Consider the following 15,566-nt stretch of genomic DNA (forward strand, 5'->3'; position numbering starts at 1 on the left):
CTCCTCACAGATCGTGACCCGAGTAGGAGCAGTTGAACGACTTGTTGCAGAGCGGGAAGTCCGCGACGATGTTGCCTTCGATGGCCGCCTCCAGTAGCGGCCACTGGAACCAGCTGGCATCGCGCGCATGGGCACGGGCCAGACGGCCCGCCTCGTCGAGCCGCACGGTCATGAAGACATCGCCTCGGAACGCCTCGATCAGCGCCGCTCCCTCTCCCGCCCGGGCGGCCGGCATGTCGCTACGGACAGGCCCCGCCGGCAGGCGGTGCAGGAGGCCGCGGATCATCTTGGTGCTCTCGACGATCTCGTCCATGCGCACCATCAAACGTCCGTCGACGTCGCCCGTGCTGCGGGTCTTGAGATCGAAATCGAGTCGATCGTAGGGCGCATAGGCGAAGTTCTTGCGCGCATCGAAGGCGCGACCCGACGCTCGGCCGACGTAGCCGCCGGCCGCGAACTGGCGGGCCAGATCTGGCTTCACGATGCCGGTCGTGACCGTCCGGTCCTGCAGTGACGGCATGCTGTCATAGACCCTCAGGATCTCGGCGCGGGTTTCCTCGAGCCGGTCCAGAAGCTCCAGGATGCGACCGACGGCCTCGCTCGAGAGGTCTACGGCGACTCCACCGGGAACGATCCGATCCATCATCATGCGATGGCCGAAGCAGCTCTTGGCGACCGTCAGCACGTCCTCGCGCTGAAGCATGCAGCGGGCGTTGATTGTGATGACGCTGGCATCGTTGCAGATGGCGCCGACGTCGCTGATGTGATGCGACAGCCGTTCGATCTCGGCCAAAACGGCGCGCAGCATCACGCCCCGGGGAGGCACCACCCAGTCGAGCGCCGCCTCGACGGCGCCGGCAAAAGCCCAGCCATAGGCGACCGTGCTATCGCCCGAGATGCGGGCAGCGAGCTTGGCACCACGGGCGATATCGGCCCCGGCCATGAGGCGTTCGACACCCTTGTGCACGTAGCCCAGCCGCTCCTCGAGCCGCACCACGGTCTCGCCGCTCGCCGTGAAGCGAAAATGGCCGGGCTCGATGATGCCGGCATGGACCGGACCGACCGGGATCTGGTGCAGGTCGTCGCCCTCGACCGGCAGGAATGTGTAGCGTGTCTCCGCCGTGCTGTCCGGCCAGCGGCCATGATCGAGCCACGCCCGCTCGTCGGGCAGGCCAACCGGCCGAAGGCCATAGAGATCGCGCGCCGCCCGCTCCAGTCGCATCGCCGGGGCATGTATGGCTGCTACCGACGGATAGGCGCCGCCATCGGTTTCGAGCGAGACGATGACGCGCTGCCCGTCGCCGTTCAGGGCCATGCGGACCTTGCCACCATCGGCCCACAGCGCACTCAGATCGACCGAGCCCTGGGCGCAGCTTCGCGCCAAGGCAGTCCAGAGGTCCGGCGTCACATCCAGGCGCACATAGCCGTCGCGGCCGGCTTCGCGGCCCGAGATCAAATCGGTCAGGGACACCACGGCGCTCATCCGAGAAGCTCCGCAGCCCGCCGGAACCAGGCGACCAGCACCGCCGGCAGGTAGATGCCTGCCGTCAGCACCAGCAGCAGATGCATGACGATAGGCACGAAGGACGCCTTGACGGGATGCGACTGTCCCGCCGGCTCGCCGAAGATCACGCCCTGCAGCCGCATCAGCAGGGCGCCGAAGGCCACCAGCAACCCAAACGCCGGGACAAGCGCCAGCCACGGTTCGCGGGCAAAGGTGGTGGTCAGGATCAGGAACTCGCTGGCGAAGACGCCGAATGGCGGCATGCCGCAGATCGCCAGCACCGCCAGAGCAAAGGCGATCGCCAGCCGCGGATGACTCTCGCTCAATCCGGTAATCTCGGCGATACGCTGCGTGCCCTTAGCCTGGGCGATATGACCGACGGCGAAAAAGATGCCGGACTTGGTCAGGCTGTGCATCGCCATGTGCAGCAGGCCGGCGAAGTTGGCGAGTGGTCCGCCCATGCCGAAGGCGAAGACGATCAACCCCATATGCTCGATGGAGGAATAGGCGAACAGCCGTTTGATGTCGCGGCGCTGGTAGAGCATGAATGCCGCGAAGACCAGCGACACCAGCCCCATCGTGATCATCACCGGGCCCGGATTGAGCGCGGCCGGGTGCCCGGCAATGACCATCTTGAAGCGCAGCAGGGCGTAGAGCGCCACGTTCAAAAGCAGGCCGGAAAGCACGGCCGAGATCGGCGTCGGTCCCTCGGCATGCGCATCGGGAAGCCAGGCGTGCAGTGGAGCCAGTCCCACCTTGGTGCCATAGCCGATCAGCAGGAAGATGAAGGCGAGATCGAGGATGGCCGGATCCATCTTCGAGGCGGCACCCTCGAGCAGGCTCCAGGTCATGGCCGGAACGCCCTCGCCCAGCGCCGGCTGGCCGGCGAGATAGATCAGGATGGTCCCGAAGAAGGCCAGCGAGATGCCAACGCTTGCAAGGATGAAGTACTTCCAGGCCGCCTCGATCGACTGCGGCGTGCGGTACAGACCGACCATCACCACCGTGATCAAGGTCGCGATCTCGAGGCCGACCCACATGACGCCGATATTGTTGGCGATCAGCGAGACGTTCATCGACCCCATCATCGCCTGGAACATAGCGTGGTAGAATCGCAGGAAGCTCGGCGGCAACCGCCCGGTCTCGATCTCGTGCCCGATGTAGGACGCGCTGAAGATCGAGGTCGTGAACCCGACCAGGGTGTTGATGGCGATGAAGACGATGTTGAACTCGTCGACAATCGCATAGTGGCCGACGGTGCGCTCGCCTCCCACCAGCCACAGGCCGGCGGCGAAGGTAAGGCCCGAGGCAACGACATTGACGATCGCCCCGACGCGATAGCTGGGGATCGCCACGAGAATGAGCGCGGCGACATAGGGCACCAGCACTACGAACTGATAAGTATGAATCATCGCCGATCCCCGCGCATGCGATCGAGCGCTCCCACGTCGATCGTGTCGAAGCGCTCGCGGATGCGGAACACGAAGACGGCAAAGACGAACAACGCGATCAGGACCGAGAAGGCGACGCTGACTTCGACGACCAGCGGCATGCCGCGGGCGCCCGTCGCCGCGAGGATGAGGCCATTCTCCATCGACATGAAGCCGACCACCTGGGTCACGGCGTTGCGTCGCAGGATCATCATCAAGAAGCCGAGCAGAATGATGGCCAGCGCCAGGGCGAGTTGCTCTCCGGCATAGTAGTTCTCCGGACTATGGGCGACCTTGAGAAGCAGCGCCTGAGCCAAAGCGGTAAGCGCGAGCCCCACCATCAGGGCAATGCCCACGCCCACGACCTTCTCGACCTCGTGATGGATGCCGAGCCGCGCCACCGTGCGGTGAAGGGCGATCGGGATGATGACGCCCTTGAGCGTGAACGCGATCGTCGCCGTGATGAAAAGATCCGGCCGATCCTGCGACCAGGCTGCCCAGGCGACCGCCAGGGACAGGGTGATCGACTGCGCGGCGAACGTATTGACCACGGAAGCGATGCGGCCCTGATAGAGGAGGGCGAAGCTCGTCACCAGCATGACGCCCGCCAGCAGATGGGAGATGTCGTAGACCTCGTTCACTGCCCGACTCCGCGGCTGAGGAACGCCAGGAGGATGGCGAGGAAACCGAACACGAAGGCGACTCCGAGATAGTCGGGCAGGCGGAACACGCGCATCTTGGCGATGCTGACTTCCCACACGCCCAGCAGCGCCGCGCCGCCTAGCAGCTTGGCGACCCAGGCGACCAGCCCGATGGCCCAGCCGCCAAAGCTGGCCGTCGCCGGGGCCATCCCGAACGGCGCGAACAGGCAGATCAGCAGCGAAAGATAGAGAACCAGCTTCAGGTAGCTCGCCGCCTCGATCAGGGCGAGATGGCGCCCCGAATATTCGAGGATCATCGCCTCGTGGACCATGGTGAGCTCGAGATGGGTGGTCGGATTGTCGACCGGGATGCGGGCGTTCTCGGCCAGCGCCACGATGATCAGGGCGATCAACGACAAGGCGAGCGAGACCCGCACGGCAATGGGCTGGCCGATGAAGAAATCGGCCACGCCTGGAAGCCGCGTCGTGCCCGCGGCGATGGCCAGCGTCAGCACGATCAGCATCATGGCCGGCTCGGCCAGCGTAGCGATCATCATCTCGCGCGAGGAGCCGATGCCGCCGAAGCTCGTGCCGACATCCATGCCGGCCAAGGCCAGCAGGGCGCGCGCGGCACCCAGCAGGGCGACCAGCGCCACCACGTCGGCGGCCCAGTTGAACATCAGGCCGGAGGCGAAACTCGGCACGAGCGCCGCTGCAACCCAGGTGAGGGCGAAGATCAGGGACGGCGCCGAGCGGAACAGCCAGGAGGCGCTGTCGGCGATCACCGATTCCTTGTGCAGGAGCTTGGACAGGTCGCGATAACCCTGCAGCAGCGGTGCCCCCTGTCGCCGCATCAGGATCGCCTTGACGCGGCGCACCACACCGACCGTGAGGGGCGCGATGAGCAGGACCATGAACATCTGGGTGCCCTGCGCCAGGAGCTGGATCAGGAAATCGCCGGTCATGTCATCACCGTGGCGATCGAGAGCAGGATGACGAGGGCGGCAAACATCAGCACCAGGTAGCGGCGGATGGAGAGAAACTGCAGGGCGTTGAGCCGCTCCGACAGACGCAGCACGGCGCGGCCGGGCATGACGTAGAGCGTGGTCCAGACGAAATCGACCAGCGTCACCGAGAAGCGCGCCGGCCGTGTGTCGCCCGGTGGCGGCATCACGACTGTTTCACGCGCCGAGAACGCGACCGCTCCGTAAACCCGGCGCAGCGGTTGCGCGAAGCTCGACGCGGTGTATTGCGTCGCCGCCGACGGATCGGGGAAGCCGCAATCCCAGGCCGGACCGCGCCGCGTGCGGCGTTCGGACAGGCGATGCACGACAACCAGAGTGGTCAATGAGGCAATCGCCACGAAAAGCGCGATGATCGGCGCATCGTAGATGCTGCGCGCGGCATCGAACGCGATCAAAGAGAACGGCGTCGGACCGGTACCCGCGTTCGGCAGACCGCTCCCGACGAGGGTGGTGAGCACAGGCGCGAGCCCGAGCACGATCACGCTGCCGAACAGGCCGCCCAGGATGCACAACAGGGCCAGGCCTCCCATGGCGATCTGCTGCGGAAGGGAGACTTCATGGGCGTGGGCCGCCTCGGCACTGCGCGGGCGCCCGAGGAAGGCGATGCCGTAGACACGGACAAAGCAGGCAGCGGCCAGGGCGGCGGCCAGGGCCAGCATGGCGCCGATCGCCGGCGATGCGAAGTTCAGCGTGATCTGGGGCATGGCCGGAGCGGCAAGCACCGACTGGAACAGCAGCCATTCCGAGACGAAGCCGTTCAGCGGCGGCAGCGCCGAGATGGCGAGCGCGCCGATCAGGAAGAACACCGCCGTCCGCGGCATGCGGTGGATCAGGCCACCCAGCCCGTCGAGATCGCGGCGGCCTGTGGCATGGAGGACGGCGCCAGCCCCCAGGAAGAGCAGCGACTTGAACCAGGAATGGTTGAGGACGTGCAGCAGCGCCGCCGCCATGGCCACGGCCGCCGCCGCATTCTGGTTGTTGGCGCGAAAGGCGAGGGCAAGGCCCAGGGCGACGAAGATCAGCCCGACATTCTCGACCGTCGAATAGGCGAGAACCCGCTTCAGGTCGCGATCGAACACGGCGTAGAGCAGACCGAGCACCGCCGTGATCGCCCCCAGTACGATGGGCGGCAGGGCCCACCACCAGGCGGCCGGCCCCAGCAGATCGAACGTGATGCGCACGAAACCGTAGATCGCAACCTTCGTCATGACGCCGCTCATCAGAGCCGAGACGTGGCTCGGCGCCGCTGGATGGGCGAGCGGCAACCAGGCATGGAGCGGCACCAGTCCGCCTTTCGAGCCGCAGCCGATCAAGGCCGCCGTCAGGACCAGGACCGCGACCATCGGCGCCGGCGCATGGGCGCGAATGGTATCGAAGGCATAGCCGCCGGCAGGGCCGGCCAGGCCGCCGAAGGCGAAGATCAGCGCGGTCGTGCCGATGGCGGCCATGACCAGATAGAGATGGCCCGCGCGGCGGTTCTCGACGCTCGTATGCCGGGCCACCACCAGCGCCCAGGAGGCGAGCGACATCAACTCCCACGACAGGAGGAAGGCGTAGGCGTCGTCCGCCAGTAGCACGAGGTTCATCGCCGCCGCGAACAGCGGAAACAGCGGCTCGACGCGCGGCGTCAGGTCCTTGGCCCGGTCGAGTCCCATGCCGTACAGGCTGGCAGCCAGCACGCCGCCGTTGATCACCACGCCGAAGAAGGCCGACAGCGGATCCAGGCGCAGATGGAAGCCGCCGATCGTCGGCAGGCCGATCGGCAGTCGCGCCGCCAGTTGGCCGCCCTGCAGCAGGACGCCGAGATCGACGACGCCCATCACGACCGCCGCGACGGCCGCAACCGGGTAGACGATCGCCAGTACCGTACCGCGCAGTCCCGCAGCGAGGGCCGCCGCGACAACCAACGCTCCGAGCGCGGCCCCTTGGAGATACATTTCCGGCACGGCTGACTACTGCCTCTTTGCTATTTCACAGACTTTTTGTGTCCAATGCGTTCCAGTCTAGCAAACGAACGCCGTCACATAGAAGTTAAGATCGCGTCCGACGGAGAGATCTTATTGATCACGCCGGCAAGCAGTCGGCCTTGATTGTGATCAAACGCGCAGCGCCCCTTTTCAGGGCAGGGCGTTGACCCGTTCTGCGGCGCCGGCGAAATCGAGCGGCGTGTCGGCACGGCAGGAGGGCGGATAGCGCGGATCCGGCGCCTCGAAGAACTCGTCGCGCAGGCGGGCGGCACATTGATCCTGGGCCGAGACGCCATGGCCCTGGGCGCGGAAGATGATGTGTCGCGAGAGCGATAGATGCCGCGCCGCCTCTCGTCCCCAGGAGGACGGTGTCAGCCAGTCATAGCCGCCACTCAGCAGCAGCGTCGGGATCTCGGAGACGACCGGCTGCCGCTCGGCGGGCGGCGCCACGGGGACCCGCCAGACCGGGCAATAGGCCCCGAGCTTGCTCATCTGCGCGCTGAGGCTGTAGACGCCGCCGGCCTGGATCGCCTGGTCCCGCGCCGCCTGGTCGACCGCAGCCCAGCTCTCGCGGCATTCGATGGTGTTGAACAGGCCGCCGAACTGCTGGGCATTGGCCTCGGTGAGGGCGCCCTCGTCGTCCTCCAGCGTCTCGGCGAACTGCGTGATCAACCGTCGATCGCCATGGCTCAGGGCGGTCACCGTTTCCGGCACCATCGACGCGTCGCCCTCACGCATCATGTGGAGCAGGATCAGGAGAAGCTTGGCGCTGTCGAGCTTGACCTTGCGCGCCCCGTCGTCGAGATCGAGCGTCACCTCGATCGGATTGCGATCGGCATTGGCGATTACCGTGCGCGTCACGGTGGCAAGGTTGGGATTGCGCTCGCGGCACAGCTTGTCGGCCGCACAGTCGGCATACAGCTGCTCGAACACGCCACGGACGATCTCCGGCTCATTCTGCTCGCCATTGATCTGCGGCGGATAGACGCCGTCCAGCACCACCGATCTCACGATCTCGGGATGGCGACGCATCACCTCCAGCGCCCAGCGCGTGCCGTAGGAGATGCCGTAGAGATTGACCTTCTCGAGATGCATCGCCTTGACAAGATCGGCAACATCGTCCGCGAGCGCGGGCGTCGTGAACATCGCGAGATCGATCTTGCGCTTGTCGAAGTCGGCGCGGCAGCGCAGCAGGATGTCCCGCTCCTGCGGCTCGGTGATGGCGCGCCGCTTGGCGCGGGCCGGTTCGGTGCTGCGTGGCTCGAAGCAATCGAGATTGGGGGCCGAGCCTCCGGCACCGCGCTCGCTGACGATGATGACGTCCCGCTTGCGGCGGATGTTGGCGGTGTCGTTCCACCAGTCGCCTTCGGCCAGGGGATCGGCGCCGGCATTGTAGGCCACCAGCGGCGAATCGCCGGGTCCGCCGGCGAGATAGATCACTGGATCGCGCGCCAGCGCCCGCCGCGCTTTCAGCACCGCCACCTTGAGCCGCACCTCGGCGCCCTGCGGCTGCTCGCGATTCTCCGGCACGATCAGCGTATAGCATTCGAGCCTGTCGCCGCGCGGCGGCTTGAAGACACAGCGATCGCGCTCGAGTCGCGGCCCGGCCACGGCGGCGCCGGCCATCAGCACCAGAAACGCCGCCAGACCGGCCCCGAACAGACGTTGGATCATGCTTGGTTGTTGGACCACATCGCAGCTTGTAGCGCCATGAACAATTCTAGCGCAGGGCGTGGCGCGGCCGGCTTGCAAATGGGCCTGCGGCCGCCCCAATTTAGCCTCATGAACAACAGATCCTACTGGACTGCCGTCTGGTGCGGGTTCCTCGTCCTCACCATCGGTCTTGGCGTGCGCCAGAGCTTCGGCATCTTCCTGAAGCCGGTCTCGGCCGAGCTGCATGTCGGGCGCGAGCTGTTCTCCTTCGGCACCGCGCTGTCGATGCTGCTGATGGGAGTCTTCGCCCCCTTCTCCGGCCGGCTTGCCGATCGCTTCGGCTCCGCTCCCACCATCGCAGGTGGCGCCGCCGTCTATGTGCTGGGAATGGTCGTAACCGCCACCATGCACAGCGGCGTCATGCTAGTGGTCGGCAACGTGCTGGTCGGCATCGGCCTCTCCGCCGCCACGTTCGGCCCCGTGCTCGGCGTGATCCTGCGCCTGGCGCCACCCGCCAAGCAGGCACTCGCGGTCGGGATCTGCTCGGCCGGTGGCTCCTTCGGCCAGTTCTTCATCGTGCCGCTGGCCTCGGTGCTGCAGAACTATTTCGGCGACTGGCGTCCCACGATGTGGGCACTGACGGTGCTCGCGGTGCTGATGATCCTGCTGCCGATCGGCCTCAATGACAGCAAGCAGATCGCCGCTGCCCGAAAGGCGAGCGGCGGCCGGCAGACCTCGCGAGAGGCATTGGCCGAGGCTTTCGGTCAGCGCAGTTACGTGCTGCTGGTCGTCGGTTATTTCGTCTGCGGCTTCCACGTCGCCTTCGTCGGCGGCCATCTGCCCGCCTACATCTCCGACAAGGGCGTCGGGCTGGCGCTGTTCGGCCTCAAGCTCTCTCCCGCCGAACTGGGCGGCTGGAGCATCGGCATGGTCGGCCTGTTCAACATCGCCGGCTCGATCATCTGGAGTTCGCTCGGGGCGCGCTTCCAGCGCAAGAACCTGCTGGCCACTCTCTATCTCCTGCGCTCGCTGGTCTTCCTCTCCTTCGTGCTGGCGCCGCTCTCGGCCTTCTCGGTGCTAGCCTTCGCCGGCGCTCTGGGCTTCCTGTGGCTGGGCACCGTGCCGCTCACCACCTCTCTGGTCGGCTACATCTTCGGACCCGTGCATCTCACCATGCTGAACGGCTTCGTCTTCCTAGGCCACCAGGTCGGTTCGTTCTTCGGCGGCTGGGGCGGCGGCAAGCTGTTCGATCTCACCGGCAACTACGACGCCATGTGGTGGATCTCGATCGCGCTGGGCGTGATCTCGGCCCTGCTGCACTGGCCGATCGTCGAGAAGCCGGTGGCGCGGCCCACCGCGCTGGCGGCGCAGCCCGCATGACGGCCGGCTGGCGCTCCCTGCTGCTGTGGGGCGTCGCCGCGCTGGCGGTCGCCGCGACGGCCGTATCGTTCGTGCTGTGGGGCAGGAACGGCGCGGCCTATCTCGTCGACATGGTCGAGACCTACTGCTTCTAGGTCAGAGCACGTATTTGCTGAGATCGGCGTTCTTGGCCAGCGTGCTCACGCGCTCGCGCACGTAGGCGGCGTCGATCTCGATCTTCTCGCCCGGCTTGTCGGAGGCGGTGAAGCTGATTTCCTCAAGCAGCTTCTCCATCACCGTGTGCAGGCGACGGGCGCCGATATTCTCGACCGTCTCGTTGATCTCGGCAGAGAGCCGCGCCAGTTCGTCGATCGCCTCGCCGTTGAAATCGAGATCGACCTTCTCCGTCGCCATCAGCGCCTTGTACTGCTTGACCAGGCTGGCCTCCGGCTCGGTCAGGATGCGGCGGAAATCCTCCTGGCTGAGCGAGGCCAGGCTGACGCGGATCGGCAGGCGGCCCTGCAGTTCCGGCAGCATGTCCGACGGCTTGGCGAGATGGAACGCACCCGAGCAGATGAACAGCACATGGTCGGTCTTCACCGGACCGTGCTTGGTGTTCACCGTCGTGCCCTCGATCAGAGGCAGCAGGTCGCGCTGCACGCCCTCGCGGCTGACGTCACCGCCACCGCGGAACTCGCTGCGGGCCGTGATCTTGTCGATCTCGTCGATGAAGACGATGCCGTTCTGCTCGACCGACTCGCGGGCCTCGCGCACGACACGCTCCTGGTCGAGCAAGCGGTCGCTCTCCTCCCGCATCAGCGTCTCGTAGGACTCGGCCACCGTCATCTTGCGCTTCTTGGTTCGCCCGCCGAAGGCCTTGCCCAGCATGTCGCTGATATTGATCATGCCGACCGACGCACCCGGTTGCCCCGGCACCTCGAACTGCATGGGCGCGCCCTGGTCGGCCACCTCGACCTCGATCTCGCGGTCGTTGAGTTCGCCGTTGCGCAGCTTCTGCCGGAATCGCAGCCGCGTTTCTTCGCTGGCATTGGCGCCGCACAGCGCGTCGAGCACGCGATCCTCGGCCGCGAGCTCGGCCTTGGCCCGCACGTCCTTGCGCAGGCGCTCGCGCGTCATGTCGATCGCGGCTTCCATCAGGTCACGCGCGATCTGCTCGACGTCGCGCCCGACATAACCGACCTCGGTGAACTTGGTCGCCTCGACCTTGAGGAACGGCGCATTGGCGAGCTTGGCCAACCGACGCGCGATCTCGGTCTTGCCGCAGCCGGTCGGGCCGATCATCAGGATGTTCTTCGGCAGCACTTCCTCGCGCAGCGCCTCAGGCAGCTGCAAGCGGCGCCAGCGGTTGCGCAGCGCGATCGCAACCGCGCGCTTGGCCTCCTGCTGGCCGACGATGTGCTTGTCGAGTTCGGAGACGATCTCGCGGGGGGAAAAATCGTTGCCCATGATTATGGCTCAGAGCTTCTCGAGGACGATGTTGTGGTTGGTGTAGACGCAGATATCGGCCGCGATGTTCATCGCCTTGCGGGCGATCGTCTCGGCATCGAGCCCATCGACATCGATCAGCGCACGGGCCGCGGAGAGGGCGTAGTTGCCGCCGGAGCCGATGGCGATGATGCCGCCTTCCGGCTCCAGCACGTCGCCCGTGCCCGACAGCAGCAGGGAGACCTCCTTGTCCGCCACCGCCATCATCGCCTCGAGACGCCGCAAGTACCGGTCGGTGCGCCAATCCTTTGCAAGTTCGATGCAGGCGCGCAGGAGTTGCCCAGGATGTCGCTCGAGCTTGGATTCCAGCCGTTCGAACAAGGTGAAGGCATCGGCCGTGGCGCCGGCGAAGCCGCCGATGATCTGGCCATTGCCGAGGCGGCGCACCTTCTTGGCGTTGCCCTTGACGATGGTCTGGCCCATCGAGACCTGGCCGTCGCCCGCCATCACCACCTGGTCGCCCTTGCGGACAGTGAGGATCGTCGTGGCATGCCAGCCGGGGAAATTCGGGTCGGATTGTGGGGACATGGGACGCTAAATAATCATTCAGGCCGACAATTCAATCACGATTGCGGCTCCGCCTCGGTCGCGTGCTAACGTCCGCGCATGGATCCTGAAGCCCCTGTCATCGTCATCGGCGCCGGAATCGTCGGCGCCGCGACGGCGCGCGCCGTGCAGCGCGCTGGCCACCGCGTCACCCTGGTCGACAGCGACGAGCCCGGTCGCGCCACCTCGTTCGGCAATGCCGGGTATCTCTCGTTCGACAGCCTGATCCCGCTCGCCCGGCCGGCGACCCTGAAGAAGACGCCGCAAATGCTGATGGATCGCGACGGACCGCTCACCGTGCATCCTCCCAGCCTGCCCTCCTTGCTGCCCTGGATGGCGCGTTTCGCACGGGCCTCGCTCGACAAGAAGGAAGTCGCCAAGGGCAAGGCATCGCTCAAGGCGCTGATGCTGCAAGCTGACATTGCCTGGAAGACGGAGATCCAGGCGTCCGGGCTGGGCGAACTGTTCCGCACGCGCGGCGCGCTCTACGTCTATGAAAGCGAGGCGGCGTTCCTCGATACGGACGAGATGCGCAATCTGCAGAGCGACAAGGGGACCACGTTCGAGATCGTCGACGGCGCGCGCGCCCGCGAGATCGCGCCCGGCCTCAGCCCACACATCACGCGCGGCATCTTCTACCCCAATGGCGGCCACAGCATCGATCCGCACAAGGTAGTCGCTACCCTCGCCGAACGCTTCGCCGCCGACGGCGGCGTCATCCTGCGCGGCAAGGTCCGCGGCTTCGGCCGATCGGGCAACCACGTGAACTCGGTGAAGCTCACCGATGCCGAGCTGCCAGCGAAGGCGGTCGTGATCACGGCCGGCCGCGCCTCGGGCGAACTCACACGGCTGCTGGGCTTCAACGCACCGCTGGTGGCCGAGCGCGGCTATCACGTCATGCTGGCGCCCGACAACGTGCGCTTCGACCTGCCGGTCAGCCCGCCCGAGCGCGGCTTGTTCTTCACGCCGATGGCCGACGGCGTACGGCTTGCCGGTACCGTCGAACTGGCGGCGCCGCATCAGCCGCCGTCCTGGCATCGTGCCGATCTGCTGAAGAAGCACTTCGCCGCCATCTTCCCGGGCGTCGGCGGCGCCGAGACGAGCCGCTGGATCGGAGAGCGGCCGACCCTGCCCGACTATCGGCCCGCTATCGGCCGGGCACCGCGGCTTGCCAATGTCTATTGCGGCTACGGCCATCAGCATCTTGGCCTTACGCTCGCAACAGTAACTGCCCGACTGATCGCGGGGCAGATGGATGGTGAGCCGCTGCCGGACGGGTTGGAGGGCTGCGATCCGGGACGCTTCGGCTGAGTGACGGAAGCCGCTGCGGGTCCGATAGTTACCGCGAGGTAACGCTTAAATAAATGGAAATTTAATGAATCGTGCGTCGTATCGGCCCAAGCGCGCGCTGGAACGACAGGGCGGAACGCCTGATGGGGCAACATGCCAGGCAGCATACGGCCGATGGCTGACTTCACCGATTCCGGTCGCTATCTCTGGGGGCGCACGCACGCATCATTCATAGAGCAGCGCAGCGATCGGCGGCGCGCAATGAACTCATCGACCAATGCGCTTTCCCGGGCCGTCATATCGTGGCCCGGGCTTGGGGCGGCGAGGCAGATGCCGGGAACACCGCTCCTATCCGTCGGCAAGGACGATGCGATAGATCGCGCCGTCGCCCCACGTAGCCGTCAGTAACGACTGGCCATCCGGCGCCACCACCAGCCCGACAGGACTCGATAGCCCGTCCGCGATCGCGCGCGAACTCCCGTTCATGAGGATTTCGCGCACCGTCGTGCCGCCATAGTCGGCGACGAAGACTTGACCGGTTGGCGTCAGCACGACGCCGGCACCGGGCGCACGGAAGGCCTGCCCCGCATCACGGCGGCTGCCATCCGGCCCGACGATCGTCACGCCGCCAGCGATATTGGCGACGACATGGCCGCCGTCGGGCGTCTGCACCATGCCGACGGGCGTGTTGAGATCACGGATGATGGGCTCGATGCGGTTCTCGCCGGTGACGGCGAGAATCTCGTTGGTCGCACGATTGGCAATCAACAGCCGTCCCGCGCGATCGAAGGCGAGACCGGCCGGCGTAGCGAGGCCCGTTACGTGTACGGTGCGTCGACCATCAATCGTAAAGCGATAGACCTCGCTACGCGCATAGGAGCCGACATACAGGGCATCGTCGGGACCGACAGCGAGCCCGGCCGGCCCCTCCAACCCCTCGGCAAAGATCGAGCGGCCGCCATCGGGCGCGATCCGGGAGATCCTGCCGGCACTCCACTCCGCGACATAGAGCAGGCCACGGCGGTCGAAGCCCATGCCGACCGGCGCGCTGAAGCCATTCCACAATCTGGCCGGCTCGGCCGCTTGCGCGGTCGATCGGGCGATCGCCACCAGCGGCAGCGCCGCACTCCGCTGCAGCAGGCTGCGGCGCAGCAGGAAGCGGCGGCGGCTCATGCCTCCGCCCTCTGCGCGAATACCTCCTTGGCCGCGAACAGGCCGTTCAGCGCCGCCGGGAAGCCAGCGTAGACGGCCATCTGTATGAGGATCTCGACGATCTCCTCGCGCGCGAGGCCGACGTTCAGACCGGCCTCGATATGGACCTTGAGCTGCGGCGCGGCGTTACCGAGTGCGGCAAGAGCGGCGATGGTCGCGATCTCGCGCTCGCGCAGGCCGAGTCCCTGCCGTGAGTAGATGTCGCCAAAAGGAAACTCCAACACATAAGTGGCGAAGTCCGGTGCGATATCGGCGAGCGCCGCAACGACCTTGTGACCGGCTTCGCCGTCGATCTCAGCGAGCGCGCGCCGACCGCGCTCCAGGCGGCTTTCGCCGGCGTTGGGGAATTGCTGCGTCATCGTCTTTGCTCCTCTTCTCCAGGACGGCATAGCCGTCGATCTTGGTGTCGAGGACGAGAAGGCAGGCCGTAAGCTCGGCCACATGCGCGCGCACGCGCTCGCGGTGGCGCTCCAGCAACTCGCGGCGCTCGGCCTCCGTACCGGTGCCGCGTTCACGCAGCGCCGCATAGCGCAGCATCTCGCGGACCGGCATGCCGATCGTCTTGAGCCGCCCGAGAAACTCGATCCAAACCAGGATCGAGGCATCGTAGTCGCGGCAGCGGGACCGATCCCGGTCGGCATAGGGCAGCAGCCCGATCCGCTCGTAGTAGCGGATCGTGTGGGCCGACAGTCCCGAACGCCTTGCCAGTTCACCGATCTTCATGCCCGCCCGTTCCCGTCACGACGCCCGACAAGCTACGAGTTCGAGCGCACTCTAAGTCAAGCGGGCATTTCCCGTGGCCGCGACCGCATGTTCGATCGCTCGCATCGGATCGCCTTCGCTGCCGCGGCGTCGACCGTTCGCTCGCCCTACCACGTCATCCTGACGCCAGCAGTGAAGGCGTGGCTGGAGTCGGAGCCGGAGAGCAGGCCCTCGTAGCGGGCGTAGAGCGAGGTGGCCCGGGCGATGGCGGTGCTGGCGCCCATCCCCACCAGCAAGCCGTCGCGCTGGGGCGAGAGGCCGTAGGTCGTGAACGAGGTCGACGGTGCTCCCGCCAGCGTCGCCGTCACCGGCAGCGAGGTGGAGGCATATTCATGGCTCCAGCCCAGCTTGACCTGCAGCGCCAGCGGCTCGCCCCAGCCCAGCTGCGCCGTCCCCGCCAGCTGCGCCCCCAGCACCGAGCGCAGCGAGTTGGTCGTCTGCGGCGCCACCGTCAGGTCCAGCGACTGCGCCCCCGTCTCCGTGAACCCGTTCTGCGTCACCGTCGAGCCCTGCAGCCGCGCGAACGGCGCCAGCGTCGTGTCGCCGCTCGACCCGAAGGCGAAGCGATAGCCGCCCTCGACCAGCCCGAACACCTGGTTGGCCCCCGTCGAGGCCTGCGCCGTGCGCGTCGCCAGGCCCGGGATGGCGATGGTCCGCCACATCTGGTTGTT

At 66.6% G+C, this 15,566-nt stretch carries 15 protein-coding genes; 3 read left to right on the forward strand and 12 right to left on the reverse strand.

Going from position 1 to position 15,566, the window contains the following annotated elements:
- Positions 1 to 4: 4 nt before the first annotated feature.
- From B5D62_RS15205 to B5D62_RS32905, 6 genes are all read right to left on the reverse strand, one after another.
- Positions 5 to 1,483, reverse strand: coding sequence for a hydrogenase large subunit (locus B5D62_RS15205; RefSeq protein WP_085934684.1), 1,479 nt, complete (start codon positions 1,481 to 1,483; stop codon positions 5 to 7).
- Positions 1,480 to 2,916, reverse strand: coding sequence for a hydrogenase 4 subunit F (locus B5D62_RS15210; RefSeq protein ID WP_085934685.1), 1,437 nt, complete (start codon positions 2,914 to 2,916; stop codon positions 1,480 to 1,482). Before B5D62_RS15210 ends, B5D62_RS15205 begins: the two co-directional genes overlap by 4 nt.
- A complete protein-coding gene (locus B5D62_RS15215; protein ID WP_170920959.1) occupies positions 2,913 to 3,533 on the reverse strand; it encodes a hydrogenase-4 component E in 621 nt (206 codons plus the stop codon). The genes B5D62_RS15210 and B5D62_RS15215 overlap by 4 nt, the downstream gene beginning before the upstream one ends.
- Before the next feature lie 38 nt (positions 3,534 to 3,571).
- Positions 3,572 to 4,540 (reverse strand): respiratory chain complex I subunit 1 family protein, encoded by a 969-nt coding sequence (locus B5D62_RS15220; protein ID WP_085934687.1) that lies wholly within the window; start codon positions 4,538 to 4,540, stop codon positions 3,572 to 3,574.
- On the reverse strand, positions 4,537 to 6,537 hold the full coding sequence (gene hyfB / locus B5D62_RS15225; protein WP_085934688.1) for a hydrogenase 4 subunit B: 2,001 nt from the start codon (positions 6,535 to 6,537) through the stop codon (positions 4,537 to 4,539). Before hyfB ends, B5D62_RS15220 begins: the two co-directional genes overlap by 4 nt.
- Positions 6,538 to 6,717: 180 nt before the next feature.
- A complete protein-coding gene (locus B5D62_RS32905) occupies positions 6,718 to 8,241 on the reverse strand; it encodes an alpha/beta hydrolase (RefSeq protein WP_170920949.1) in 1,524 nt (507 codons plus the stop codon).
- Between the two features lie 108 nt (positions 8,242 to 8,349).
- Between B5D62_RS32905 and B5D62_RS32910 the strand changes: the two genes are divergently transcribed.
- Together B5D62_RS32910 and B5D62_RS33385 are read left to right on the forward strand one after the other, a co-directional pair.
- Complete coding sequence (locus B5D62_RS32910; RefSeq protein ID WP_170920950.1) at positions 8,350 to 9,600, forward strand: MFS transporter; 1,251 nt, start codon at positions 8,350 to 8,352, stop codon at positions 9,598 to 9,600.
- A complete protein-coding gene (locus B5D62_RS33385) occupies positions 9,597 to 9,734 on the forward strand; it encodes a hypothetical protein (RefSeq protein WP_170920951.1) in 138 nt (45 codons plus the stop codon). Before B5D62_RS32910 ends, B5D62_RS33385 begins: the two co-directional genes overlap by 4 nt.
- 1 nt (position 9,735) lies before the next feature.
- Here the strand turns inward: B5D62_RS33385 and hslU are convergent, their stop codons facing one another.
- Both hslU and hslV read right to left on the reverse strand, forming a co-directional pair.
- The gene (gene hslU, locus B5D62_RS15235; protein WP_085934690.1) at positions 9,736 to 11,046 is read right to left on the reverse strand and encodes an ATP-dependent protease ATPase subunit HslU; all 1,311 of its coding nucleotides are present in this window, start codon (positions 11,044 to 11,046) and stop codon (positions 9,736 to 9,738) included.
- Between the two features lie 9 nt (positions 11,047 to 11,055).
- Complete coding sequence (gene hslV, locus B5D62_RS15240) at positions 11,056 to 11,613, reverse strand: ATP-dependent protease subunit HslV (RefSeq protein ID WP_085934691.1); 558 nt, start codon at positions 11,611 to 11,613, stop codon at positions 11,056 to 11,058.
- A gap of 78 nt (positions 11,614 to 11,691) precedes the next feature.
- Between hslV and B5D62_RS15245 the strand changes: the two genes are divergently transcribed.
- Positions 11,692 to 12,942, forward strand: a complete 1,251-nt coding sequence (locus tag B5D62_RS15245) for an NAD(P)/FAD-dependent oxidoreductase (RefSeq protein ID WP_085934692.1) — start codon at positions 11,692 to 11,694, stop codon at positions 12,940 to 12,942.
- Positions 12,943 to 13,269: 327 nt separating this feature from the next.
- Here the strand turns inward: B5D62_RS15245 and B5D62_RS15250 are convergent, their stop codons facing one another.
- From B5D62_RS15250 to B5D62_RS15265, 4 genes are all read right to left on the reverse strand, one after another.
- Entirely contained in the window at positions 13,270 to 14,094 is an 825-nt protein-coding gene (locus tag B5D62_RS15250; protein ID WP_085934693.1) for an NHL repeat-containing protein, read from the reverse strand.
- The gene (locus tag B5D62_RS15255; RefSeq protein ID WP_085934694.1) at positions 14,091 to 14,492 is read right to left on the reverse strand and encodes a carboxymuconolactone decarboxylase family protein; all 402 of its coding nucleotides are present in this window, start codon (positions 14,490 to 14,492) and stop codon (positions 14,091 to 14,093) included. The genes B5D62_RS15250 and B5D62_RS15255 overlap by 4 nt, the downstream gene beginning before the upstream one ends.
- The gene (locus B5D62_RS15260; RefSeq protein ID WP_085934695.1) at positions 14,428 to 14,856 is read right to left on the reverse strand and encodes a MerR family transcriptional regulator; all 429 of its coding nucleotides are present in this window, start codon (positions 14,854 to 14,856) and stop codon (positions 14,428 to 14,430) included. Before B5D62_RS15260 ends, B5D62_RS15255 begins: the two co-directional genes overlap by 65 nt.
- Positions 14,857 to 15,002: 146 nt before the next feature.
- On the reverse strand, positions 15,003 to 15,566 hold a 564-nt coding region (locus B5D62_RS15265; protein ID WP_139373887.1), incomplete at its 5' end, for an autotransporter outer membrane beta-barrel domain-containing protein.

The organism is Enhydrobacter aerosaccus (assembly GCF_900167455.1).
GTDB classification, from domain to species: Bacteria; Pseudomonadota; Alphaproteobacteria; order Reyranellales; family Reyranellaceae; genus Reyranella; species Reyranella aerosaccus.